Here is a 21,345-nt window from a genome sequence, read left to right on the forward strand (position 1 = left end):
TTTGAACATTACAACGAGCAGCATCCGCACAGCGCTTTGAACTATCGCTCACCGAGGGAGTTCAGGCGCTTGGCGGCAGCACCAATTTAACAGGGAGTTGGTGTCCGGTTTTGTAGGGGCAAATCCAACGCCCAAACCCACGCTGCCTTGGGTGAAGCCGGACTTGGCGTCGAGGATGAAACTCTGGGTCCACTCCTGCGCACCGCCCTGGGCCTTGGTCGGGTTGGTGAAGTTACGGTTGAAGAAGAAATTACGCAGGTTGAGGTTGGCGCTGGCGTCTTCCAGAAAGCCGTGTTCTTCGGCCAGGGCCGGGAGGGCGAGGCTGGCGACGGCGGTGGCCAACAGTAGTTTGCGGGCGTGGAGGGTGCTCATGAAGTCGGGTCTCTCTAATTGTTAGGGATGAAGCAAGGCATCGCCGCAACCTGGGGTCGCAGACAAAAAACGCGCTGGGAAAAGTCGGTGGAGCGATATCAGCCGGAGCGGACAGTCATGGTGGCCTATCTGTTGTTATTGGTTTTGCAGGTGCCGGCAATGGTGCGGGGGAGCGGTGGGGGGATTCAATCGGGAGGGGCGGGTTTTGGGCGGTGATCGACCGGAAGTCGTTGGAATGGTTTTTAGGGTGGCTTGTCCACAATGGCTTCATACCGCAAAGCAAAAAGCCCACCAAAAGGTGGGCTTCGTTTTAGCTAGGTGCTATCAGAACAACTTCAACTTCGGCGCTTCTTCTTTCAACGGCTCACTCTTCGCCGTTTGTTCACTCCAGCCGCCACCGAGAGCCTTATACAACGTCACTTCGCTGGTCAGCTGCGCCAGGCGGTCGGTGATCAGCGATTGCTGGGCACTGAACAGCTGGCGCTGGGCATCGAGGAAGGTCAGGTTGCTGTCGACACCAATGCGGTAGCGACGCTCGGCCAGACGGTAGTAGTCCTGGTTGGCGGTGACGAAGTCACGCTGGGCCTGCAACTGTTGGTTGTAGGTTTCACGTGCCGCCAGGCCATCAGAGACTTCCTGGAACGCGGTCTGGATCGACTTCTCGTAGTTCGCGACGTTGATCTCTTTCTGGATTTTCGAGTAGTCCAGGCTGGCGCGCAGGCTGCCGGCGTTGAAGATCGGAATGTTGATCTGCGGTGCGAACGACCAGGTCCCCGAGCCGCCCTTGAACAGGCCACCGAGATCCGGGCTCAGGGTGCCGGCATTGGCGGTCAGGCTGATGCTCGGGAAGAACGCAGCCCGTGCCGCACCGATGTTGGCGTTGGCGGCCTTGAGGTTGTACTCGGCCTGCAGGATGTCGGGACGACGTTGCAGCAGGTCAGAAGGCAGACCTGCCGGTACTTCGCTCAACAGGTCGTCAGCCAATGGCTTGCTGGCGAGGTTCGCCGGCAGACCGGTGCCCAGCAGCAGGGTCAGGCTATTTTCGTCCTGAGCCACCTGGCGGGTGTAGCGCGCCAGTTGTACCCGGGCATTTTCCACCGAGGTGCGCGACTGGCTCAGGTCCAGGGCCGAAGCCACACCGACTTCGTTGCTGCGGGAGGTGAGCTTGTAGCTCTCCTCGAACGCGCCCAGGGTGTCCTGGGTCAGTTTCAGCAGTTCCTTGTCGGCCTGCCAGGTCAGGTAGGCATTGGCCACGCTGGCCACCAGGCTGATCTGGGTTGTACGACGGGCTTCTTCGGTGGCGAAGTACTTCTGCAGCGCTTCTTCGCTCAGGCTGCGAACTCGACCGAACAGGTCCAGCTCGTAGGAACTGATGCCCAGGGTTGCCGAATACGAACTGGTGATGCCCGCTTCGCCAGTTTGCGAGGCCCGTGCTGGAACCCGCTGGCGGCTGCCGCTGCCATTGGCCGAAACCGCCGGGAACAGGTCGGCGCGTTGGATGCGGTACTGCGCGGCATAGGCGTCGATGTTCAGGGCCGCGACACGCAGGTCACGGTTGTTCACCAGCGCGGTCTGGATCAGCTGTTGCAGGGCAGGATCATGGAAAAACTGCTTCCAGCCCTGTTCGGCAGCGGCCTGGCTCGGCGCCTGGGCCGACGAATACGCCGGCCCTTGCGGGAACTGTGCGGCCACCGGCGCTTCGGGGCGCTGGTAGTCAGGTATCAGCGAGCAGCCACTGAGCACGAATGCCGTAACTGCCAGGGAAAGTAGCGACTTGCTCATTGGCCAGCCTCTTTAGAAATTTGCGTAGTGTCAGTCTTTTTCCGACTGCCGATGGCTGACACGGTTACGAAGAACAGTGGCACCCAGAAGATCGCCAGGACAGTGGCGGTGATCATACCGCCAATTACCCCGGTACCGATGGCGTGTTGGCTGCCTGAACCGGCACCCGTGGAGATCGCCAGCGGCAGTACGCCGAGGACGAACGCCATGGAGGTCATGATGATCGGTCGCAGGCGCATCCGGGAGGCTTCGATAGCCGCCTCGACGATGCCTTTGCCTTGTTCGTGGAGCTCTTTGGCAAACTCGACAATCAAGATGGCGTTTTTCGCCGCCAGGCCCACCGTCACCAATAGTCCGACCTGGAAGAACACGTCGTTGGACAGCCCCCGCATGCTGGTTGCCATCAGTGCACCGATAACCCCCAGCGGTACTACCAGCACCACTGCGATGGGGATCGACCAACTTTCGTACAGTGCTGCCAGACAGAGGAACACCACCAGCAACGACAGGGCGTACAGCGCAGGCGCCTGGGAACCGGATAGACGTTCTTCATAAGACAGGCCGGTCCAGGCATAGCCGACACCCGCCGGCAGTTGCTTGGCGATACGTTCGACTTCCGCCATCGCGTCACCGGTACTGTAGCCCGGTGCCGGTGTACCGAGGATTTCCATCGCCGCTACACCGTTATAGCGCGAGAGTTTCGGTGAGCCGAAAATCCATTGGCCCGAGGCAATGGCCGACAACGGTACCATCTTCCCGGAGTCGCTGCGCACGTACCATTTGTTCAGGTCTTCAGGGGACATACGGCCAGCGGCCTCACCCTGGATATAGACCTTCTTCACCCGACCACGGTCGATGAAGTCGTTGATGTAGCTGCCACCCAGGGCAATCGAAAGGGTCTGGTTGATGCTCGCCAGGCTGATGCCCTGGGCGCTGGCCTTCTCGTCGTCAACGGTCAGCTCATACTGCGGCTCATCGTTTACACCGTTGGGACGTACGCCTGCAAGAATCTTGCTTTGCGAGGCCAGGCCGAGGAACTGGTTGCGTGCCGCCATCAACTTGTCGTGGCCGACGCCGCCCTGATCCTGCAGGAATACGTCGAAACCGGTGGCGTTACCCAACTCCAGTACCGACGGTGGCACGATGGCAAACACCATGGCGTCCTTGAAGGTTTGGGAGAAGTAGCCTTGGGCACGCTTGGCCACTTCGAACACCGACATCGATGAGTCGCGCTCATCCCATGGCTTGAGCATGACGAACGCCAGGCCCGAGCTTTGGCCACGACCGGCAAAGTTGAAGCCGTTTACGGTGAACACCGACTTCACGGCCTTGCCTTCGCCAGGTTCGCCTTCCTTGTCGAGCAACAGGTAGGCACGCATGTCGTCGATGACGGTCTGGGTACGCTCGGCCGAAGAACCGACTGGCGTCTGCACCTGGGCAAAGATCACACCCTGGTCTTCCTCGGGCAGGAACGCGCTCGGAATACGGGTGAACAGCCAGATCATGCCGGCGAGGATGAGAATGTAGACCAGAAACGATGGAAACTTGTGCTTGATCATGTTGCCGACGCCGCGCTCGTAGCTCAGTACGCCACGGTCGAAGGTACGGTTGAACCAGCCAAAGAAGCCGCTCTTGGGCTGGCCGTGTTTTTCCGGATCAATCGGCTTGAGCATGGTGGCGCACAGGGCCGGGGTGAAGATCAGGGCAACCAGTACCGACAGCGCCATCGCCGAAACAATGGTGATGGAGAACTGTTTGTAGATCACACCGGTGGAGCCGCCAAAGAAGGCCATGGGCAGCAGTACCGCCGACAGCACCAGGGCAATACCCACCAGGGCGCCCTGGATCTGGTCCATGGACTTGACCGTCGCCTCCTTGGGCGACAAGTGCTCCTCGGCCATTACCCGCTCAACGTTCTCCACCACCACGATCGCATCGTCCACCAATAGACCGATGGCCAGGATCATGCCGAACATGGTCAGGGTGTTGATGGTGAAACCGAAGGCCGCGAGGATCCCGAAGGTACCCAGCAATACCACCGGCACCGTCATCGTGGTGATGATGGTGGCGCGGAAGTTTTGCAGAAACAGGAACATCACCAGGAACACTAGGACGATCGCTTCGACCAGGGTACTGACTACCCCGGAAATCGATTCGGTCACCACTGGGGTGGTGTCATACGGGATCACGGCTTTCATGCCTGGCGGGAAGAACGGTTCCAGGGATGCAACCGTGGTGCGGATGGCCTTGGCGGTGTCCAGGGCGTTAGCGCCGGACGCCAGTTTGATCGCTATGCCGGAAGCTGGCTTGCCGTTGAACTGCGCACTGATGCTGTAGTTCTGGCCGCCCAGTTCAACACGAGCAACATCGCCCAGGCGAACCTGGGAGCCGTCGGAGTTAACGCGCAGCAGGATCTTTTCGAACTGCTCGGCGCTTTGCAGACGGGTCTTGCCGATGATGGTGGCGTTCAGTTGCGTGCCGGGCAGGGCAGGCAGGCCGCCCAGTTGACCGCTGGCCACCTGTACGTTCTGCGCCTGGACGGCGTTGCTGACATCCACTGGAGTCATCTTGAAGTTGTTCAGCTTGGCTGGGTCCAGCCAGATACGCATGGCGTACTGGGAGCCGAAGACCTGGAAGTCACCCACGCCAGAGGTCCGGGAAATCGGGTCCTGGATGTTGGAAACGATGTAGTTGGAGAGGTCGTCCTTGGTCATGCTGCCGTCTTCCGACACCAGACCGATCATCATCAGGAAGTTCTTCACCGCCTTGGTCACGCGGATACCCTGTTGCTGCACTTCTTGTGGCAGCAATGGGGTCGCCAGGTTCAGCTTGTTCTGCACCTGAACCTGGGCGATGTCCGGGTTGGTACCCTGGTTGAACGTCGCGGTGATGGTCATGCTGCCGTCGGAGTTACTGTCCGAGGAGATATAGCGCAGGTTGTCGATACCGTTGAGCTGTTGCTCGATGACCTGCACCACGGTGTCCTGCACGGTTTGTGCAGAAGCGCCTGGGTAGGTGACCTGGATGTCGATCGCTGTTGGAGCGATGGCCGGGTACTGGTTGATGGGCAGCTTGAGGATCGATAGAGCGCCGACCAACATGATCACCAAGGCAATTACCCAGGCGAAAATGGGGCGGTCGATAAAAAATTTCGACATGAATTACTCCCCTTTGCCAGCAGCGGCAGCAGGAGCAGCAGTACCGGCGGCCGTGGCGTTTTTGGCGTCTGTGACCTTGACCTCGATGCCCGGCTTGATGAACTGCAAGCCTTCGGTGATCACGCGGTCACCGGCATTCAAGCCTTTTTCCACCAGCCAATAGGCGCCGGTGGTGCGGTTGGCGACCAGTACACGCTGTTCAACCTTGTTGTCCTGGTTGACCACCAGCGCGGTCGGGATGCCCCGCAGGTCACGGGTCACGCCTTGCTGCGGTGCCAGGATGGCCTTGCTGTTCACACCGGCCTGCAGTTGTGCGTGGACAAACATGCCCGGCAGCAGGGTGTGGTCAGGGTTGGGGAACACGGCGCGCAGGGTCACGGAACCGGTGCTTTCGTCCACCGAGACTTCGGAGAACTCCAGTCTGCCTTCCAGGCCGTAGTTGCTGCCGTCTTCCAGGGTCAACTTGACCTTGGCAGCGTTGTCACCGGCTTTCTCCAACTGACCGCTTTCCATGTCGCGACGCAGTTTCAGCAGTTCGGTGGAGGATTGCGTGACGTCGACGTAGATCGGGTCCAGTTGCTGGATCACTGCCATGGCGTCGGTCTGGCCGTTGCTGACCAGTGCGCCTTCGGTGACCGAAGAACGACCGATACGCCCGGAGATCGGGGCAAATACCTTGGTGTAGCGCACGTTGATCTGGGCCGTTTGCAGGCTGGCTTCCGATTGCATGCGGTTGGAAACGGCAGTGTCGTACTCCTGGCGGCTGACCGCCTGCTCGTTGACCAATAGCTTGTAGCGGTCGGCAATCGATTTGGTCTGCGACAGGCTGGCCTGGGCGCTTTTGAGGGTGGCCTCATAGACCGACGGATCGATCTGATAGAGCTGCTGGCCTTCCTTGACGTCGGCGCCTTCCTTGAACAGACGCTTGAGAATGATGCCGTTGACCTGAGGCCGAACTTCCGCGATGCGGTAAGCCGTGGTGCGGCCCGGTAGTTCGGACGTCAGGGTGAAGGCTTGCGGTTGAATAGTGACCACGCCGACCTGAGGGGTTTGAGCGGGTGGAGCCGCCTCTTCCTTTTTACATCCGCTGAGCAGCGATGCCAGGGCGACGGCAGTGACCAGGGCGGTAACAGCTGGCTTAAGTTGCATGAAGATCCTCGGGTCAGGTACGCAGGATGCGCACAAGAAGTGTGGAAGGGTAAAAAACAGGCACTGAGTGGATAAGTAGCTTGCTACGCAATATACTTACGTTCATGGTTGTTTGTAAACTCTTGACAGGTTTCCCGGATTCGTCACAACTCTCCGTTGAAAGCCTAGATTCTAGTACGTTCGGCACCCATGACGGTGTTGTCCCATAATTATTCAGATGGTCGTTGTCGACCACCCCAAGTGTCCTGATTGAGGTTTTACTGCCATGGTTCGTCGTACCAAAGAGGAAGCTCAGGAAACGCGCAGCCAGATACTTGAGGCCGCCGAGCAGGCTTTTTACGAGCGCGGGGTTGCGCGAACCACGCTGGCGGATATCGCGGCGCTGGCAGGCGTGACGCGTGGTGCCATCTACTGGCACTTTAGCAACAAGGCCGACCTGGTGCAGGCGATGCTCGATACCCTGCATGAGCCGCTGGATGAAATGGCCAGGGCCAGCGAGAGCGAGGATGAAGTCGACCCGCTGGGCTGTATGCGCAAGTTGTTGATTCATCTGTTCCATCAAGTAGCCCTGGACCCGAAGACCCGGCGCATTAATGAGATTTTGTTTCATAAGTGCGAATTCACCGATGAAATGTGTGATCTGCGCCGTCAGCGTCAGACGGCCAGCCTGGAGTGCAACCTGTGCATCGGCCTGGCCCTGCGTAACGCGGTCCATCGCGGGCAACTTCCGGAGAATCTCGACACCGTACGCGCCGCGGTGTGCATGCATGCCTATATCGACGGAATCCTTGGCCAGTGGCTGCTGGTGCCTGACAGCTTTCAGTTGCACCAGGAGGCAGAGCGTTGGGTCGACATCGCGTTGGACATGCTGCGTTTGAGCCCTAGCCTGCGCGATTAAGACAAAATGCGTAATTGCGTCCAGTTGTGTCAACAGTAAAGATCAGGGTGGGTCAATCGTCTCTTTGCCTGATTTTGTGGAATGACTTTATATATGGGCTGGCGCAGGGTTGATAGGAAGTCGACTAAGTATTTTGTAGCGATATTGTTGCAAGGCTGTGAAGGAATGTTTCCCGCCGCTCTGTGAGCGAGCTTGCTCGCGAAGGTCGTTAACGATAACGGACGTGCAGAAAAGCCCCGGTTCTCACAAGCCGGGGCTTTTGCGCTTTAGCGGATCAGAGCGCCAAAGTCGGGTAGTCGATGTAGCCGACCGGGCCCTTGGCGTAGAAGGTTTCCGGATGCGCTTCGTTTAGCGGTGCATCGGCCTTCAGGCGAGCCGGCAGGTCCGGGTTGGCGATAAACGGTACGCCGAAAGCCACCGCGTCTGCCTTGCCCGAAGCCAGCCAAGCGTTGGCGCTGTCTTTGGTGAAGCGTTCGTTGGCGATGTACGGGCCGCCGAACGCTGCTTTCAGTTGTGGGCCCAGGCTGTCGCCGGCTTCTTTTTCACGGGAGCAGATAAATGCGATGCCGCGTTTGCCCAGTTCCTTCGCCACGTAGGTGAAGGTCTGTGACAGGTTCTCGTCGCCCATATCATGGGAATCGGCACGCGGTGCCAAATGCACCCCCACACGGCCGGCGCCCCAGACTTCAATCACGGCGTCAGTCACTTCCAGCATCAGCCGTGCACGGTTTTCCAGGGAGCCGCCGTAGTTGTCGGTGCGCTGGTTGGTGCTGCTTTGCAGGAACTGGTCGAGCAGGTAGCCGTTGGCGCCGTGGACTTCCACGCCGTCAAAGCCAGCGGCCTTGGCGTTTTCGGCACCGACGCGATAGGCGTCGACGATATCGGCAATTTCAGCGGTTTCCAGGGCGCGTGGCGTCGGGTAATTGGCCAGCGGACGCACCAGGCTGACGTGACCTTCTGGCTTGATCGCACTTGGCGCGACCGGGGTTTCACCGTTCAGGTACGACTCGTGGGAGATCCGGCCGACGTGCCACAGTTGCAGGAAGATCTTGCCGCCTGCGCCGTGAACGGCCTTGGTGATGTTGGACCAGCCGCGAACCTGGTCGTTGGACCAGATACCCGGCGTGTCCGGGTAACCCACGCCCATCGGCGTCACCGAGGTGGCTTCGCTGAGGATCAGCCCGGCGGAGGCCCGTTGCACATAGTATTCAGCCATCAGCGCATTGGGAACGCGGCCTTCATCGGCACGGCAGCGGGTCAGTGGCGCCATGATGATGCGGTTGGACAGTTCCAGGTCGCCCAGTTTGATTGGATCGAAAATAGTCGTCATGGGATACACCCTTCTCTTTAGTGATCAGTTGGTAGCAGGGGCCAGGTCGGCATCGCCGCCCTGACGGAAAGTAATCAGCGTTACCAGCAGCGCCAGCACCGCGAGGGCGGCTGCGGCCAAGGGCACGCTGGTCAGGCCAAAGCCATGGGCGATGACGCTGCCGCCGACCCAGGCGCCGAGGGCGTTGCCGATGTTGAAAGCGCCGATGTTCAGGGTCGATACCAGGTTTGGCGCGGCCTTGCCGAAGGTCACCACGTTGATCTGCAGCGCCGGCACGGCGGCAAACGAAGCGGTGGCCCAGAGGAACAGGGTGATTTCAGTCGGGATCAACGCGACGCTGGTCCAGGTCAGTACGGTGGAGATCACCGCCATGCTGATAAACACGCCGATCAGGGTGGCTGCCAGGCGCTTGTCCGCCAGCTTGCCGCCGATGATGTTGCCCACGGTCAGCCCCAGGCCAATCAGCAGCAGGGTCCAGGTCACGCCTTTGGGTGACACCCCGGTGACATCACCCAGCAGCGGTGCGACGTAGGTAAAGAGGGTGAACATCGACGCCGAAAACAGCGCGGTCATGGTCAGGGACAACCAGATGCCAGCGCCCTTGAGGGCCTTGAGTTCAGCACGCATGTCGAGTTTTTCCTCGTCACGCTTGGCTGGCAGAAAGCGGATCAGGCCGATCAGCGCGATCACACCAATTACCGTTACGGCGAAGAAGGTCGAACGCCAGCCAGCTTCCTGGCCCAGTGCGGTACCCAGCGGCACGCCGAGGACGTTGGCCAGGGTCAGGCCGGTGAACATCAGGGCCACGGCCGAGGCACGTTTGTTGGCTGGCACCAGGTTGGCCGCTACTACAGAACCGATACCAAAGAAGGCGCCGTGGCACAGTGCGGTCACGACACGGGCAAACATCAGCACGTTGTAATCACTGGCCAGGGCGCAGAGCAGGTTGCCGATGATGAAAATGCCCATCAACGCTACCAGCGCGGCTTTGCGTGGCAACTTGGCGGTAGCCAGTGCCATGAAAGGTGCGCCGATGGCCACGCCCAGGGCGTAACCGGTCACTAGCCAGCCGGCGCCGGGAATCGACACACCCAAGTCGGCCGCTACATCAGGCAGCAGGCCCATGATGACGAACTCGGTGGTGCCAATGGCGAAGGCGCTTAAGGCCAGTATGAGTAGCGAGAGAGGCATTGTCGGGTCCTGTTACAGCGGTGGGCTGAGTTCTTCGGTGATGGCTTGGATGACGGCTTGAATCACGTCTTCATTACGTCGGAAAAAGTGCCACTGGCCGGCTTTCTGGCTGGAGATCAGTCCTGCCCGTTGCAGGGTGGCCAGGTGCGCCGAGACGGTGGACTGAGAGAGGCCGCAACGCTGGTCGATTTGCCCGGCGCAAATGCCGTACTCGTGGTTGTGCAGTTGTTCGGGGAACTGCACTTTCGGGTCTTTCAGCCAGTTGAGAATGTCTCGCCGTACTGGGTGCGCCAGGGCTTTTATTATTTCGTCGAGGTCAATGGACATGGCAGTGCTCGGGTTTTGTAAAACGTTATATCGCGATTAGGCGAACTTTAAATCGTTATATTGCGATATACCAATATGATTTTGGTCTTACAGACGACCAAATCGATATATCGGGTTATAACGATATGTTGATGACAGTGCTAAACTGCGCAGTATGAATTATCTCGCACATCTGCACCTTGGCGGCCAACTTCCTGCGCAACTGCTGGGCAGCCTCTATGGCGACTTCGTCAAAGGGCGCCTGCAAGGTCAGTTCAGCCCGCAAGTCGAGTCGGCCATTGCACTGCATCGCAGCATTGACCGGTTTACCGACAGTCATCCGCAGATAGGGGCGGCGCTGTCGCGCTTCAGCCTGACCCGGCGGCGCTACGCCGGCATCGTCCTTGACGTGTTTTTTGATCACTGCCTGGCGCGGGATTGGGCGTTGTACGCCGATCAACCCCTGGAACGCTTTACCACCGAGGTTTACCGGGTACTGGCCGCCGAACCACAATTGCCGGGGCGGCTGGCGCAAATTGCACCGTATATGGCGGCGGATGACTGGTTGGGCTCCTACCGCGAATTTGCGGTGATGGAGCCGGTGCTTCGGGGGATTTCCCGGCGCCTGACACGGCCCGAGGAACTGGGCCATGCCATGGAGGAGTTACGGCTGTTGTATGAGCCGTTGAGTGAGGACTTCCGGGTGTTTTATCCCCAGTTGCAGGTGTTTGCCGCAGAGCACATTGTTTAGGCAGCGACCAACTCCCCCGCTCGCCGTGGTTTGGCCGGTTGTACCACCTCGCCAAACAACGCCTTCTGCACCGCCTGCTGCGCCTGGAACGCCAGCGCTGCCCGTTCCTGGCCGGCACAGGCAATCGGCTTGAGCAGATGAATTTCCACATCGCCCTGGTCATTGCCGAACAGGCGCATCAGGTGCGACAGCAAATCATCGTCGCCAATAAAGGGGGCGAGTGGATCGATATGCCCATCGCGCAGATAACGAATCGCCACTGGCTGCAGTGCCACGTCGGCATCAATGGCACTGGCCAGCAGCCGCCCATGAAAGGTGCGCAGGGCGCGGCCGTCGGTGGTGGTGCCTTCCGGGAACATCAGCAGCGGGTGCTTTTGCTCCAGATGCCGGGTCATCTGTTTACGAACCAACTGGCTGTCGCCTGAACCACGGCGGATAAACAGGCTGCCCGCTTTTGCCGCCAGCCAACCAGCCACCGGCCAGGTGCGCACTTCGGCCTTGGACAGGAACGACAGCGGCGCCACCATGCCCAGCAGCGGGATGTCGGTCCAGGACACATGGTTGCTGACCCACAGCATCGGCTGTTGCGGCAACTCACCCTGAACGGTGACACGAAAGGGTAGGGCATTACCCAGCCGCGCCATGAAAAACCGCGACCAGCGCTGACGCCGAACCATGGAGTTGGCCACCCCCAGTCGCTCGAACAGGCCAAACACGCTGGCCATCGTCAAGCCCAGCGCCACCACCAGCAGCACGCGGGCAATCCGCCCGTACACCCGCAGCCGGCCCATCACATGGCGGCCTTGAAGTGGCGGGCATAACGCGGGCACAACTCGTCGCGCTTGAGCAGGATAAATACGTCGGCCACCTGAAAGTCCTCGTCCCAGCACGGTTCGCCGCAAATCTTCGCTCCCAGGCGCATATAGGCCTTGAGCAATGGCGGCATTTCAGCGATGACGTTGGACGGTAAGTCCAGGGTTGGTAGCGGTTTTTTCGGCTCGGCCCGCAGGTGCTCGTTGCACAGATAGCGCTCGCGCAGGCGCTGCATGATCGCGTGAGCCTGGATGCCGCCGTCTTGCATCGCAATGCTCGCGCAGCCCATCAGGTAGCTGTAGCCGCCCTGGTTGAGGACTTCGGCCAACTCGCCCCAGAGCACGGCGATGGTGCCGCCGTTGCGGTAGGCCGGGTCGACACACGTGCGCCCGATTTCCAGGATCGGCCCCTGCAAGTGGCGCAGGCCGTGGAGGCTGAACTCTTCTTCACTGTAGAACCGGCCCAAGGTGCTGGCGGCCTGGTGATCCAGCAGGCGAGTAGTGGCCACCAGTCGACCGCTGTTCAAATCCCGCACGCCGATGTGGCTGCAGTGAACATCATAGTCATCCATGTCCAGACCCAGTTCAGCGCCTTTGAGCTTGGCATTGAACTCGCCGCTGAACACGTTGAAACGCAAGGCCTGGGCTTCCTGCAACGCCTGGGCGCCGATCAGGCGTTCGGCTTGCAGACGGCGTTCATTGCCGGTGTCGCTGATGCGGGCGATCTGAGTCATGGCGAGTCTCCAGGTGCCGGCCAGGGTTGCGGCCAGTCGACTTTGTTGTGCAAAGTCAGGCTATGTACCCCCGGTGTCATCTCCATGAAGTTACGGTGACGCTTAGATGACAGGGCTCTGGCCACGATTCTGATGGGGGGCTGCCGGGAGCATTGGTATCTATGTGAATGAGTACATATCCGTTGCTGCAGCAACGGCGGCTTGGGGTTACGTCCTTTCTGCTTTTCTATGAGCGAGCTTGCTCGCAAAGAACCTGAGGGCTCCGAGGTGATTCAAAATGCCCGTGTCATTGTTAACAAGGGGCAGTAGATCCGTTTTTGCTTTTCGCCACTCAGGTCGGCTACCAGGCCGCCGTGCTTTTGATCTTGATCTTGATCTAAGGCGCCCCGTTAACCACGATGGCAATGCCGGAGTGAAGGCATGCCGAGCCACAGCGAGGCACCAAGTGGTGGGGCAAGAGCGTTTTGCTTACTTTTGCGCTCTTTAAAAGTGAGCCGTTGTAAGAGCGCAACCTTAGGCAGCCATTACCGCAGCACGGATATACACACGGACCCCTCACCCGGCCTGACGCAAAACCGTCATTTACCTCAGCTAGGCTCGCGGGTTCGAATGCCCCCTGAGTCCCCGTCCATGTTCAAAGGCCTGTTGTGCGCCGCCCTGTTGTTCGCCGTCACGGCTCACGCCCAAACCTGGCCTATCAAAGACTGGTCCCAAAGCCCACAACTTGCCGGCCCGGCCACCCGGGCCCTCGACGACTACGCCTTCCCTCCCCGTGACGACACCACCCGCAAGGGCATCCGCACCGACGCGCTGCTGGTCATTCGTGACGGTGAAGTGATCTACGAACGTTACGCAGCGCCCACCACGACAACGACCCCGCACCTGACCTGGTCCATCAGCAAAAGCCTGATGGCCACAGTGCTGGGCGTGGCCTATGGCGAGAACCGCTTCAAATTGACCGACCCGGCCGCGCGTTTTTACCCGCCGATGAAACAGCATCCGGCTGTGACCATGGCCGACCTGCTGCACTGGGCCTCGGGCCTGAATTGGCAGGAAGACTATGAGTACGCACCGCTGAAATCCTCGGTGGTTGCGATGCTCTACACCCGTGGCCGCGCCGACATGGCGATGTTCACCGCCGACACCGGTACCTTCAGCGCGCCGGGTCAGGCCTTCCGTTACTCCAGCGGTGACAGCAACCTGCTGTCCGCCGCATTAAAAGGCATGCTCGGCCACAAAGCCTATGTCGATTACCCGTGGACCGCGCTGTTCGATCCCTTGGGCATCCGCAACGCCACTTGGGAAAGCGACGCTGACGAAACCTTTATCGCCTCGTCCTACGCCTACCTCACCGCACGGGACCTGGCGCGGATCGGCCTGTTGATGGCGCGCGGCGGCCGTTGGCGTGAACGCCAGTTGCTGCCCCAGGAATGGGTAGCCTTCAACCGCCAGCCCTTTGACAAGTACACGCCCGGCCAGGACGAAGCCGTTCCTGGTGGTCATTGGTGGCTCAATCGCGAAGTCCAGGGCGCCGCGAGGCCTTGGCCAGATGCTCCCGCCGATACCTTCGCGGCCCTGGGTCACTGGGGGCAGGCGCTGTACGTGATGCCCGACGAACACCTGGTGATCGTGCGCTACGGCGACGACCGCGACGGCAGCTATCGCCATAACGAATTGCTCAAGCGTGTGCTCGCCGCCGTGGCCCAACAGGTGCAACCATGATCCGCCGTCGTCCGTTCAGTAGCCTGATGATCGTGCTCATGCTGGCCCTGTTGGGCTGGGTTTGGCACGAACGGGCCAACCTGCAAGCTTTCCCGGACATCATTGCGGCCTACACCGCCAAGGAGTACTGCTCCTGCCGTTATGTGCAAGGCAACCCGGCCGAGTATTGCCAGGGTTATGTAAAGCAATACGTGCCCACCAGCGCCTTCGTCGACAACACCGAAAAGCGCTTGGTCATCGTCAGCGGACTGGGCCGCACCCACAGCGCCCAATGGCTGGACGAACGCCAGGGTTGCCGACTGACACCCTGATGTTCCACAGGGTGGAACCACCTTTGATTGTCCTCGCGTGCCCATCGCGGTTATCTGACGGTGTGCCACGAACGCGCTGCTGCGCGCCGCGAAAAAGAACGGGAACACCCGCCTGCGAGGAGAATCACCATGAGCCCACACCAGCACATTCTGGATTGGCTGAGCGATGTCGCCAGCGACCTGCACGCCGTGCGCCAGGACATCCACGCGCACCCCGAATTGGGCTTTGAAGAAAACCGCACCTCGGCCCTCGTAGCGCAATCCCTTAGAGACTGGGGCTTTGATGTCCACACCGGTATCGGCCAGACCGGCGTGGTCGGTGTGCTGCGCAACGGTAGCAGCTCGCGAAAACTGGGGATTCGCGCCGACATGGATGCGCTGCCGATCATCGAAAACACCGGCGTCGCCTACAGCAGCCAACACAGCGGTTGCATGCACGCCTGCGGTCACGACGGCCACACCACCATGCTGCTGGGCGCCGCTCGTTACCTGGCCGCGACCCGTCAGTTCGACGGCACCCTGAACCTGATTTTCCAGCCCGCCGAAGAAGGCCAAGGCGGCGCCGAAGCGATGCTCGCCGACGGTTTGCTGGAGCGTTTTCCCTGCGATGCGCTGTTCGGCATGCACAACATGCCGGGCCTGCCCGCCGGCCACCTGGGCCTGCGGGCCGGGCCGATGATGGCGTCCCAGGACCTGCTGACCGTGACCCTCGAAGGCGTCGGCGGCCATGGCTCCATGCCGCATCTGACGGTGGACCCGCTGGTGGCGGCGGCCAGTATGGTCATGGCCCTGCAGACGGTGGTGTCGCGCAATATCAATGCCCAGGAAGCTGCAGTGGTAACGGTTGGCGCCTTACAAGCGGGCCAGGCAGCCAACGTGATTCCCCAGCAAGCGGTGCTGCGCCTGAGCTTGCGGGCCCTTAACGCGCCGGTGCGCGAGCAGATGCTGGAACGGGTCAAGGCGATCATCCTGACCCAGGCCGCCAGTTTTGGCTGTACTGCACAGATCGAACACCGCCCGGCCTACCCGGTGCTGGTCAACCACCCCGAGGAAACTGAATTCGCCCGCCAGGTCGGCGTCGCCTTGCTCGGCGAAGCCGCCGTCGACGCCAACACCCCCAAACTGATGGGCAGCGAAGACTTTGCCTGGATGCTGCAACGCTGCCCCGGCAGTTACCTGTTTATCGGCAACGGCGTGTCGCGGCCGATGGTTCACAACCCAGCCTATGACTTCAACGACGACATCCTGCTGACCGGCGCCGCCTACTGGGGCGCGCTGGCCGAGAGCTGGCTTAAGCCTGCCTGACGAAACATTTTTTTCTGCCGCTGGACCTTTCCCCAACAGGTTGAATGGAGTGTTTTCATGCAGACTTCAATAAAAAGTGTGTCCCGTACCCGGCAAGTGGTCGCGGCGGTGATCGGCAACGCTCTGGAATGGTACGACTTCATCGTCTACGGCTTTCTGGCCAGCATCATCGCTCGGCAGTTTTTCCCCTCTGACGATGAATACGCGTCGTTATTGATGGCCCTGGCGACCTTCGGCGTCGGCTTCTTCATGCGCCCGGTGGGTGGGGTTCTGCTGGGCATGTATTCGGACCGCAAAGGTCGCAAGGCGGCGATGCAACTGATCATCCGCCTGATGACGGTGTCCATCGCGTTGATTGCCTTTGCGCCCAACTACGCCGCTATCGGCATGGGGGCGCCGCTGCTGATCGTCGTGGCGCGCATGCTCCAGGGTTTTGCCACGGGCGGCGAATACGCCAGTGCCACGGCGTTCCTGGTGGAAAGCGCACCGGCCCATCGCAAGGGGTTGTATGGCTCCTGGCAGTTGGTGGGGCAGTGCATGGCGGTGTTTGGCGGCGCGGCGATGGTGGCGCTGGTCACCCACTTCTTTTCTCCCGAAGCCCTCGACCTGTGGGGCTGGCGCCTGCCATTTATCTTTGGTCTGCTGATTGGCCCGGTGGGCTTGTGGATTCGCCGGCACATGGAAGACCCCGAAGAATTTATCGAGGCGCGCAAACAGGCCCGAGGCCCGGCGCCGACGCTGATGCAAGTCATCCGTGATCACCGGCGCAGCATCCTGGTGTCCATGGGCCTGGCGTGCGGGGCGACGGTGTCGTTCTACGTGGTGCTGGTGAACATGCCGACGTTTGCCCACAAGAACCTTGGCCTGCCGCTGGATCAGGTGCTGATGGTGCAGATGTTCGCGGTGGCGCTGATGACCGTGGTCATTCCGTTGTCCGGCCTGCTCTCGGATCGGCTCGGACGTCGACCGGTATTGATGGCCTTCACCCTGGCGTTTTTTGTGATGGTCTATCCGCTGTATGTCTGGGTCGCGGCGGCGCCGTCCATCGAACGGTTGCTGGTGATGCAGGTGATGCTGTGCACGGCCATTGGCGGCTTTTTCGGCCCGGCGCCGACGGCCCTGGCCGAGCAGTTTCCCATTGAAGTGCGCTCCACCGGCGTGTCGGTGGCCTACAACGTGGCCGTGATGGTGTTTGGTGGCTTTGCGCCGCTGATCGTGACTTGGCTAAGCAAGGTCCTGGGCACTCCGGTGGCACCGGCGTTTTATGTGCTGTTCGCTTGCGTCCTGACACTGCTGGGTACTTACTGCATGCATGAGGCGCCACGGGCTTCGAGACCGGTGCCATTATCCAGTGAGGTCAAACCTTGAGTCCTGAGATTGTTGAACTGGATGCCGTGCAACTGTCACGGGCGATCCATGCCCGGCAAGTGTCCTGCCATGAAGTGATGCAAGCGTACCTGGCGCAGATCGAGCGCTTCAATCCGGCGGTCAATGCGCTGGTTTCATTGCGTTCCCACGAGGATGTGCTGGCCGAGGCGCAGGCCTGCGACCGGGAGCTGGACAAGGGCCAATCCCGTGGCTGGATGCACGGTATGCCCCAGGCGATCAAGGACCTGGCGGCCACCAAGGGCTTGCGCACCACCCTTGGTTCGCCGCTGTTTGCCGACCAAGTACCCTCTGAAGATGCGATCAGCGTGGCGCGGGTGCGGGCCAGCGGCGCGATCATTATCGGCAAGACCAATGTCCCGGAGTTCGGCCTGGGTTCGCAGACCTACAACACGCTGTTCGGCACCACCGGCAACGCCTACGACCCGACGCTTGTGGCGGGTGGCAGCAGCGGTGGGGCAGCAGTCGCCCTGGCGCTGCGCATGCTACCGGTGGCCGATGGCAGCGACATGATGGGATCGCTGCGCAACCCAGCGGCGTTCAATAACGTGTTTGGTTTGCGCCCATCCCAGGGCCGCGTACCCCATGGGCCGGCGCCAGAGTTGTTTGTCCAACAACTGGCCACTGAAGGCCCGATGGGCCGCAGCGTGGCGGACGTGGCGCAGCTGTTGAGCACCCAGGCGGGCTACGACCCTCGGGTGCCGCTGTCCCTCAAGGATGCTCCGGCAATATTTGGTCAACCCTTGCAGCGCGACTTCAAGGGCGCGCGCCTGGGCTGGCTGGGGGACTACAACGGCTATTTGCCGATGGAAGATGGCGTGCTGGATTTGTGCGAGTCGGCCCTTGGCGATTTCACTGCGCTTGGTTGTGCTGTCGAAAACTGCCAGCCGGATTTTGCCATGCAACGGCTGTGGCAGACCTGGCTGGTGCATCGCCACTGGCTGGTGCAGGGCAGCCTGGGCGCCGCTTATGCTGATCCACAAAAGCGTCGTTTACTCAAGCCCGAAGCGCAATGGGAAGTGGAGGGCGGCTTGCTCCTGAGTGCGGCGCAGGTGTACCAGGCGTCGGTCAATCGCAGCGACTGGTACCGCGCCCTCGGCAAATTGTTCGAACGTTACGATTTCCTGCTGTTGCCCACCGCCCAAGTGTTCCCTTTCGATGCACAACAACCTTGGCCGCGCATCGTTGGCGGGCGTGAAATGGATACCTATCACCGCTGGATGGAGGTGGTGATCGGCCCGACCCTGGCCGGTCTGCCGAGCATGAGCATCCCGGTGGGCTTCAACCCTCAGGGCCTGCCCATGGGCCTGCAAATCATCGGCCCCGCCCAGGCGGATCGGGCGGTATTGCAGCTGGCTTATGCCCATGAACAGCTGACGCATTGGGTGCAACGGCGTCCTCCAGCGTGCCTGGTCTCGACCGGCTGAGTCGTAGTGGGCCTGTATCTTGCTGTGAAAAAAGATCATCCGCAGGCTAAAGGAGATCGACCTATGGGCAGCAACGCCGACACGGGCACCGTGCGTTCAGTGGAGCGGGCGCTGGCAATCATCGAGTTGCTCGGCGAGCATCAGGCGCTGGGGCTGGAAGAGTTGCATTACCTGACTCACTTACCCAAGGCCACGGTGTCGCGGATGTTGCTGACCTTGCAGGAACAGGGCTGGATTTTCCGTGGCTTGAGCGACCGGCGTTATCGCTTGAGCGCCCAGCGACTATTTGGTGATACCCAGCAACGCTTCAAGCGCCACCTGGTGGAAAGCGCGGCGCCCTGGCTGCTGGATCTCAGCGAGCGCACCGGGCTGGTGGTGGACTTGTCTAGCTTTGACGGCGAGCGCCTGGAGGTGATGGAAAGCGCGATCCCCACGGTGTTGCGCAAGCTCTATCCGAACAACTGCCAGATCGTCGGCCAGCATGCCAGCCTGTTTCACTCGGCGATGGGCAAGGCGTGCCTGGCGCAACTGTCACACGATGAAGTGCAGCGCCTGGCTGGCCGTGATCAGGTGGCGGCGGATGAGCAGTACCGCGCTTGCGAGCAATCCCAGCATCAGGGCTTTGGCCAGCGCACCGAAGGTCATTGGGAATACCCGGTGCGCCTGCCGTTCCTGATTCGCGCCGTGGCCTTGCCGGTGCGCGCCAATGGCCGGCTGGTGGGCAGCATGGCGCTGCACTGGCCGATGCACCAGGCGCCGGTGGAGCGGGTGTTGAGTTTGCACCTGGCCAGCCTGGCATCGACGGTTCGGGATGTGCAGCAGGCGCTCTGCCTGTAGGCGTCCCCCTCGCGCCTACACGGGGTCTTTGCTACTGTTCGCTCAGGTTTTTCGCCCCATGAGTCCTTATGTTCAACACGGTCCTGTTCAAACCCTTCGCTTTCTTGCTGCTGGCCGGTGCCGTCGTGCCTGCCCACGCTGACTGGTATCTGGACAACGAATCCTCACGCCTGTCGTTTGTCACCACCAAGAACACCAACATCGCTGAAGTCCACCGCTTTCTGGTGTTGCACGGCAAGGTCGACAGCAAAGGCGCGGCGCAGCTTGAGGTTGAGTTGGAGTCGGTTAACAGCGGCATTCCCCTGCGTGACGAGCGCATGCGCAATGAGCTGTTCGAGATCAAGACCTTTCCCGACGCGTTGGTCAGCGCCCAGATCAATCTGCAACCGATCAACGACCTGGCCGCTGGCGCGCAACTGGAGCTGCGCCTGCCACTGTCGGTGACGTTGCACGGCAAGACCCAGACCTACGACAGCGAACTGCTGGCGACCCGCCTCGATGACCGGCGTTTCCAGGTGGTGACCCTGGAACCGCTGGTGCTCCACGCCGAAGATTTCGACCTGCTGCCAGGGGTGGCCGCCTTGCGTAAAGCGGCGGGCCTGGAAGCGATCAGCCTATCGGTGCCGGTGGGTGCGGTGCTGATTTTCACGGCGCGCTGACATGAGCGGCGCGGTGTTCCCGTGGCGCAGCGCCAACCGTTTCGAGTTGTTGATCGACGGCCCCAATTTTTTCCCGCAGATGCTGGTGGGTATTGCCCGCGCCGAACAACAGGTGGAGCTGGAGCTGTACCTGGTGGAGGCGGGCGCTTGTGCCGAGGCCATGGTCCAGGCACTGGTTCAGGCAGCAGAACGCGGCGTACGAGTGCGTTGCCTGTTCGATGATTACGGCAGCCTGGCGTTTACCCTTAGCCTGCGTCGGCGCTTGATCGATGCCGGTGTAGAGCTGCGTTTCTACAATCGCCTGAGCTGGCGCCGTTGGGTGCGCAACTTCTACCGCGATCACCGCAAACTGCTGTTGATCGACCAGACCGTCGCCGTCGTTGGCGGTACGGGTGTGACCGACGAATTTTGGACGCCGGGGCAAGATACCTGTGACTGGCACGAGGTGATGGTGAAAATCACCGGCCCCCTGGTGCTGGACTGGCAGGCGTTGTTCGACCGGCAATGGCTGGCCAACGATGACCGCACCGCCTGGAAGCCTGCGACCAACTTTGGCCTGCCGCGTTTGCCCAAGGTGCCGGCCACCGGGGATGGTCTGGGCCGGGTGGCTTACGCTGACGCCCGTCAACATCGCGATATCCTGCAATCGTTAATCCGCGCGCTGAACAGCGGCCAGCAGCGTATCTGGCTGGCCACGCCGTACTTCCTGCCCACCTGGAGCGTGCGTCGTTCCCTGCGCCGGGCGGCGGGGCGTGGTGTCGATGTGCGTTTGCTGCTCACCGGGCCGCGTACCGATCACCCGTCGGTGCGCTACGCCGGGCACCGTTACTACCCGCGTCTGCTCAGGTCTGGGGTGAAGATCTTCGAATACCAGCCGTGCTTCCTGCACCTGAAGATGGTGCTGGTGGATGACTGGGTGAGTATCGGCTCGTGTAACTTTGATCACTGGAACCTGCGCTTCAACCTGGAAGCCAACCTGGAAGCGCTGGACCCTGCGTTGACGCTGGCGGTGGCGGGCAGTTTCGAGCGCGACTTTGCCCAGAGCCAGGCGGTGAGCCTGGAGGTATGGAAGGCGCGGCCGTTATGGCGACGGGTCAAACAGCGGGTGTGGGGTTGGATTGACCGGTTGGTGGTCAATTTGCTGGACCGAAGAGGCTAAGAAGCTGTTGTAGCGAGAAGGCTTATTGTGGCGAGCGGGCAAGCCCGCTCGCCATA

The 21,345-nt window shown here is 60.9% G+C and carries 18 protein-coding genes and 1 pseudogene; 10 read left to right on the forward strand and 9 right to left on the reverse strand.

Features of this window, described 5'->3' with window-relative positions; translation table 11 throughout:
- Nucleotides 1–126: 126 nt before the first annotated feature.
- The 4 genes and pseudogenes from FQ182_RS25110 to FQ182_RS25125 form a co-directional block, all read right to left on the reverse strand.
- Nucleotides 127–372 (reverse strand): annotated as a pseudogene (locus FQ182_RS25110) (OprD family outer membrane porin); the annotation flags it as partial.
- Between the two features lie 324 nt (nucleotides 373–696).
- A complete protein-coding gene (gene emhC / locus FQ182_RS25115; protein WP_149414267.1) occupies nucleotides 697–2,154 on the reverse strand; it encodes an efflux RND transporter outer membrane subunit EmhC in 1,458 nt (485 codons plus the stop codon).
- Nucleotides 2,151–5,312 carry an efflux RND transporter permease subunit gene (locus FQ182_RS25120; protein ID WP_149414268.1) on the reverse strand — a complete coding sequence of 1,054 codons (3,162 nt, stop codon included), beginning with the start codon at nucleotides 5,310–5,312 and terminating at the stop codon, nucleotides 2,151–2,153. The genes emhC and FQ182_RS25120 overlap by 4 nt, the downstream gene beginning before the upstream one ends.
- Nucleotides 5,313–5,315: 3 nt before the next feature.
- Nucleotides 5,316–6,461: an efflux RND transporter periplasmic adaptor subunit gene (locus FQ182_RS25125; RefSeq protein ID WP_149414269.1), complete on the reverse strand. Its 1,146-nt coding sequence runs from the start codon at nucleotides 6,459–6,461 to the stop codon at nucleotides 5,316–5,318.
- A gap of 265 nt (nucleotides 6,462–6,726) precedes the next feature.
- On the opposite strand from FQ182_RS25125, the gene emhR reads away from it, so the two are divergent.
- Complete coding sequence (emhR, locus tag FQ182_RS25130) at nucleotides 6,727–7,359, forward strand: efflux system transcriptional repressor EmhR (RefSeq protein ID WP_149414270.1); 633 nt, start codon at nucleotides 6,727–6,729, stop codon at nucleotides 7,357–7,359.
- Nucleotides 7,360–7,633: 274 nt separating this feature from the next.
- Here the strand turns inward: emhR and FQ182_RS25135 are convergent, their stop codons facing one another.
- From FQ182_RS25135 to FQ182_RS25145, 3 genes are read right to left on the reverse strand one after another with little or no spacing between them, the layout of a single operon-like run.
- A complete protein-coding gene (locus FQ182_RS25135; protein WP_149414271.1) occupies nucleotides 7,634–8,689 on the reverse strand; it encodes an alkene reductase in 1,056 nt (351 codons plus the stop codon).
- Between the two features lie 24 nt (nucleotides 8,690–8,713).
- Nucleotides 8,714–9,880 carry an MFS transporter gene (locus FQ182_RS25140; RefSeq protein WP_149414272.1) on the reverse strand — a complete coding sequence of 389 codons (1,167 nt, stop codon included), beginning with the start codon at nucleotides 9,878–9,880 and terminating at the stop codon, nucleotides 8,714–8,716.
- Between the two features lie 12 nt (nucleotides 9,881–9,892).
- Nucleotides 9,893–10,207, reverse strand: a complete 315-nt coding sequence (locus tag FQ182_RS25145; protein ID WP_133099323.1) for a helix-turn-helix transcriptional regulator — start codon at nucleotides 10,205–10,207, stop codon at nucleotides 9,893–9,895.
- Nucleotides 10,208–10,361: 154 nt separating this feature from the next.
- On the opposite strand from FQ182_RS25145, the gene FQ182_RS25150 reads away from it, so the two are divergent.
- Nucleotides 10,362–10,937 (forward strand): ACP phosphodiesterase, encoded by a 576-nt coding sequence (locus FQ182_RS25150; protein WP_149414273.1) that lies wholly within the window; start codon nucleotides 10,362–10,364, stop codon nucleotides 10,935–10,937.
- Here the strand turns inward: FQ182_RS25150 and FQ182_RS25155 are convergent.
- Nucleotides 10,934–11,728: a lysophospholipid acyltransferase family protein gene (locus FQ182_RS25155; RefSeq protein WP_149414274.1), complete on the reverse strand. Its 795-nt coding sequence runs from the start codon at nucleotides 11,726–11,728 to the stop codon at nucleotides 10,934–10,936. The two genes, FQ182_RS25150 and FQ182_RS25155, sit on opposite strands and share 4 nt — an antisense overlap.
- Nucleotides 11,728–12,483 (reverse strand): L-ornithine N(alpha)-acyltransferase, encoded by a 756-nt coding sequence (olsB, locus tag FQ182_RS25160; protein ID WP_149414275.1) that lies wholly within the window; start codon nucleotides 12,481–12,483, stop codon nucleotides 11,728–11,730. Before olsB ends, FQ182_RS25155 begins: the two co-directional genes overlap by 1 nt.
- 630 nt (nucleotides 12,484–13,113) lie before the next feature.
- Between olsB and FQ182_RS25170 the strand changes: the two genes are divergently transcribed.
- The 8 genes from FQ182_RS25170 (at nucleotide 13,114) to FQ182_RS25205 (ending at nucleotide 21,289) form a co-directional block, all read left to right on the forward strand.
- Nucleotides 13,114–14,205: a serine hydrolase gene (locus FQ182_RS25170; protein WP_149414324.1), complete on the forward strand. Its 1,092-nt coding sequence runs from the start codon at nucleotides 13,114–13,116 to the stop codon at nucleotides 14,203–14,205.
- On the forward strand, nucleotides 14,202–14,516 hold the full coding sequence (locus FQ182_RS25175; protein ID WP_149414277.1) for an amidase: 315 nt from the start codon (nucleotides 14,202–14,204) through the stop codon (nucleotides 14,514–14,516). Before FQ182_RS25170 ends, FQ182_RS25175 begins: the two co-directional genes overlap by 4 nt.
- 129 nt (nucleotides 14,517–14,645) lie before the next feature.
- On the forward strand, nucleotides 14,646–15,821 hold the full coding sequence (locus FQ182_RS25180) for a M20 aminoacylase family protein (protein WP_149414278.1): 1,176 nt from the start codon (nucleotides 14,646–14,648) through the stop codon (nucleotides 15,819–15,821).
- Between the two features lie 57 nt (nucleotides 15,822–15,878).
- Nucleotides 15,879–17,189 (forward strand): citrate-proton symporter, encoded by a 1,311-nt coding sequence (locus FQ182_RS25185; protein WP_133099316.1) that lies wholly within the window; start codon nucleotides 15,879–15,881, stop codon nucleotides 17,187–17,189.
- A complete protein-coding gene (locus FQ182_RS25190) occupies nucleotides 17,186–18,634 on the forward strand; it encodes an amidase (RefSeq protein ID WP_149414279.1) in 1,449 nt (482 codons plus the stop codon). Before FQ182_RS25185 ends, FQ182_RS25190 begins: the two co-directional genes overlap by 4 nt.
- 63 nt (nucleotides 18,635–18,697) lie before the next feature.
- Nucleotides 18,698–19,471 carry an IclR family transcriptional regulator gene (locus FQ182_RS25195; protein ID WP_149414280.1) on the forward strand — a complete coding sequence of 258 codons (774 nt, stop codon included), beginning with the start codon at nucleotides 18,698–18,700 and terminating at the stop codon, nucleotides 19,469–19,471.
- Between the two features lie 68 nt (nucleotides 19,472–19,539).
- Complete coding sequence (locus tag FQ182_RS25200; protein WP_149414281.1) at nucleotides 19,540–20,130, forward strand: YceI family protein; 591 nt, start codon at nucleotides 19,540–19,542, stop codon at nucleotides 20,128–20,130.
- 1 nt (nucleotide 20,131) lies between these two features.
- Entirely contained in the window at nucleotides 20,132–21,289 is a 1,158-nt protein-coding gene (locus FQ182_RS25205; protein ID WP_149414282.1) for a phosphatidylserine/phosphatidylglycerophosphate/cardiolipin synthase family protein, read from the forward strand.
- The last annotated feature ends 56 nt before the right edge of the window (nucleotides 21,290–21,345 follow it).

Source organism: Pseudomonas sp. ANT_H4, from assembly GCF_008369295.1.
Taxonomy (GTDB): domain Bacteria; phylum Pseudomonadota; class Gammaproteobacteria; order Pseudomonadales; family Pseudomonadaceae; genus Aquipseudomonas.

What these genes read in the sequence shown, in the direction of transcription:
- FQ182_RS25205 (WP_149414282.1), top strand. Translation starts at nt 20,132, where the DNA reads ATGAGCGGCGCGGTGTTCCCGTGGCGCAGCGCCAACCGTTTCGAGTTG.
- olsB (WP_149414275.1), bottom strand. Translation starts at nt 12,483, where the DNA reads ATGACTCAGATCGCCCGCATCAGCGACACCGGCAATGAACGCCGTCTG.
- FQ182_RS25120 (WP_149414268.1), bottom strand. Translation starts at nt 5,312, where the DNA reads ATGTCGAAATTTTTTATCGACCGCCCCATTTTCGCCTGGGTAATTGCC.
- FQ182_RS25145 (WP_133099323.1), bottom strand. Translation starts at nt 10,207, where the DNA reads ATGTCCATTGACCTCGACGAAATAATAAAAGCCCTGGCGCACCCAGTA.
- FQ182_RS25200 (WP_149414281.1), top strand. Translation starts at nt 19,540, where the DNA reads ATGTTCAACACGGTCCTGTTCAAACCCTTCGCTTTCTTGCTGCTGGCC.
- FQ182_RS25170 (WP_149414324.1), top strand. Translation starts at nt 13,114, where the DNA reads ATGTTCAAAGGCCTGTTGTGCGCCGCCCTGTTGTTCGCCGTCACGGCT.
- FQ182_RS25195 (WP_149414280.1), top strand. Translation starts at nt 18,698, where the DNA reads ATGGGCAGCAACGCCGACACGGGCACCGTGCGTTCAGTGGAGCGGGCG.
- FQ182_RS25150 (WP_149414273.1), top strand. Translation starts at nt 10,362, where the DNA reads ATGAATTATCTCGCACATCTGCACCTTGGCGGCCAACTTCCTGCGCAA.
- emhC (WP_149414267.1), bottom strand. Translation starts at nt 2,154, where the DNA reads ATGAGCAAGTCGCTACTTTCCCTGGCAGTTACGGCATTCGTGCTCAGT.
- FQ182_RS25175 (WP_149414277.1), top strand. Translation starts at nt 14,202, where the DNA reads ATGATCCGCCGTCGTCCGTTCAGTAGCCTGATGATCGTGCTCATGCTG.
- FQ182_RS25155 (WP_149414274.1), bottom strand. Translation starts at nt 11,728, where the DNA reads ATGGGCCGGCTGCGGGTGTACGGGCGGATTGCCCGCGTGCTGCTGGTG.
- FQ182_RS25185 (WP_133099316.1), top strand. Translation starts at nt 15,879, where the DNA reads ATGCAGACTTCAATAAAAAGTGTGTCCCGTACCCGGCAAGTGGTCGCG.
- FQ182_RS25135 (WP_149414271.1), bottom strand. Translation starts at nt 8,689, where the DNA reads ATGACGACTATTTTCGATCCAATCAAACTGGGCGACCTGGAACTGTCC.
- FQ182_RS25140 (WP_149414272.1), bottom strand. Translation starts at nt 9,880, where the DNA reads ATGCCTCTCTCGCTACTCATACTGGCCTTAAGCGCCTTCGCCATTGGC.
- FQ182_RS25125 (WP_149414269.1), bottom strand. Translation starts at nt 6,461, where the DNA reads ATGCAACTTAAGCCAGCTGTTACCGCCCTGGTCACTGCCGTCGCCCTG.
- FQ182_RS25180 (WP_149414278.1), top strand. Translation starts at nt 14,646, where the DNA reads ATGAGCCCACACCAGCACATTCTGGATTGGCTGAGCGATGTCGCCAGC.
- emhR (WP_149414270.1), top strand. Translation starts at nt 6,727, where the DNA reads ATGGTTCGTCGTACCAAAGAGGAAGCTCAGGAAACGCGCAGCCAGATA.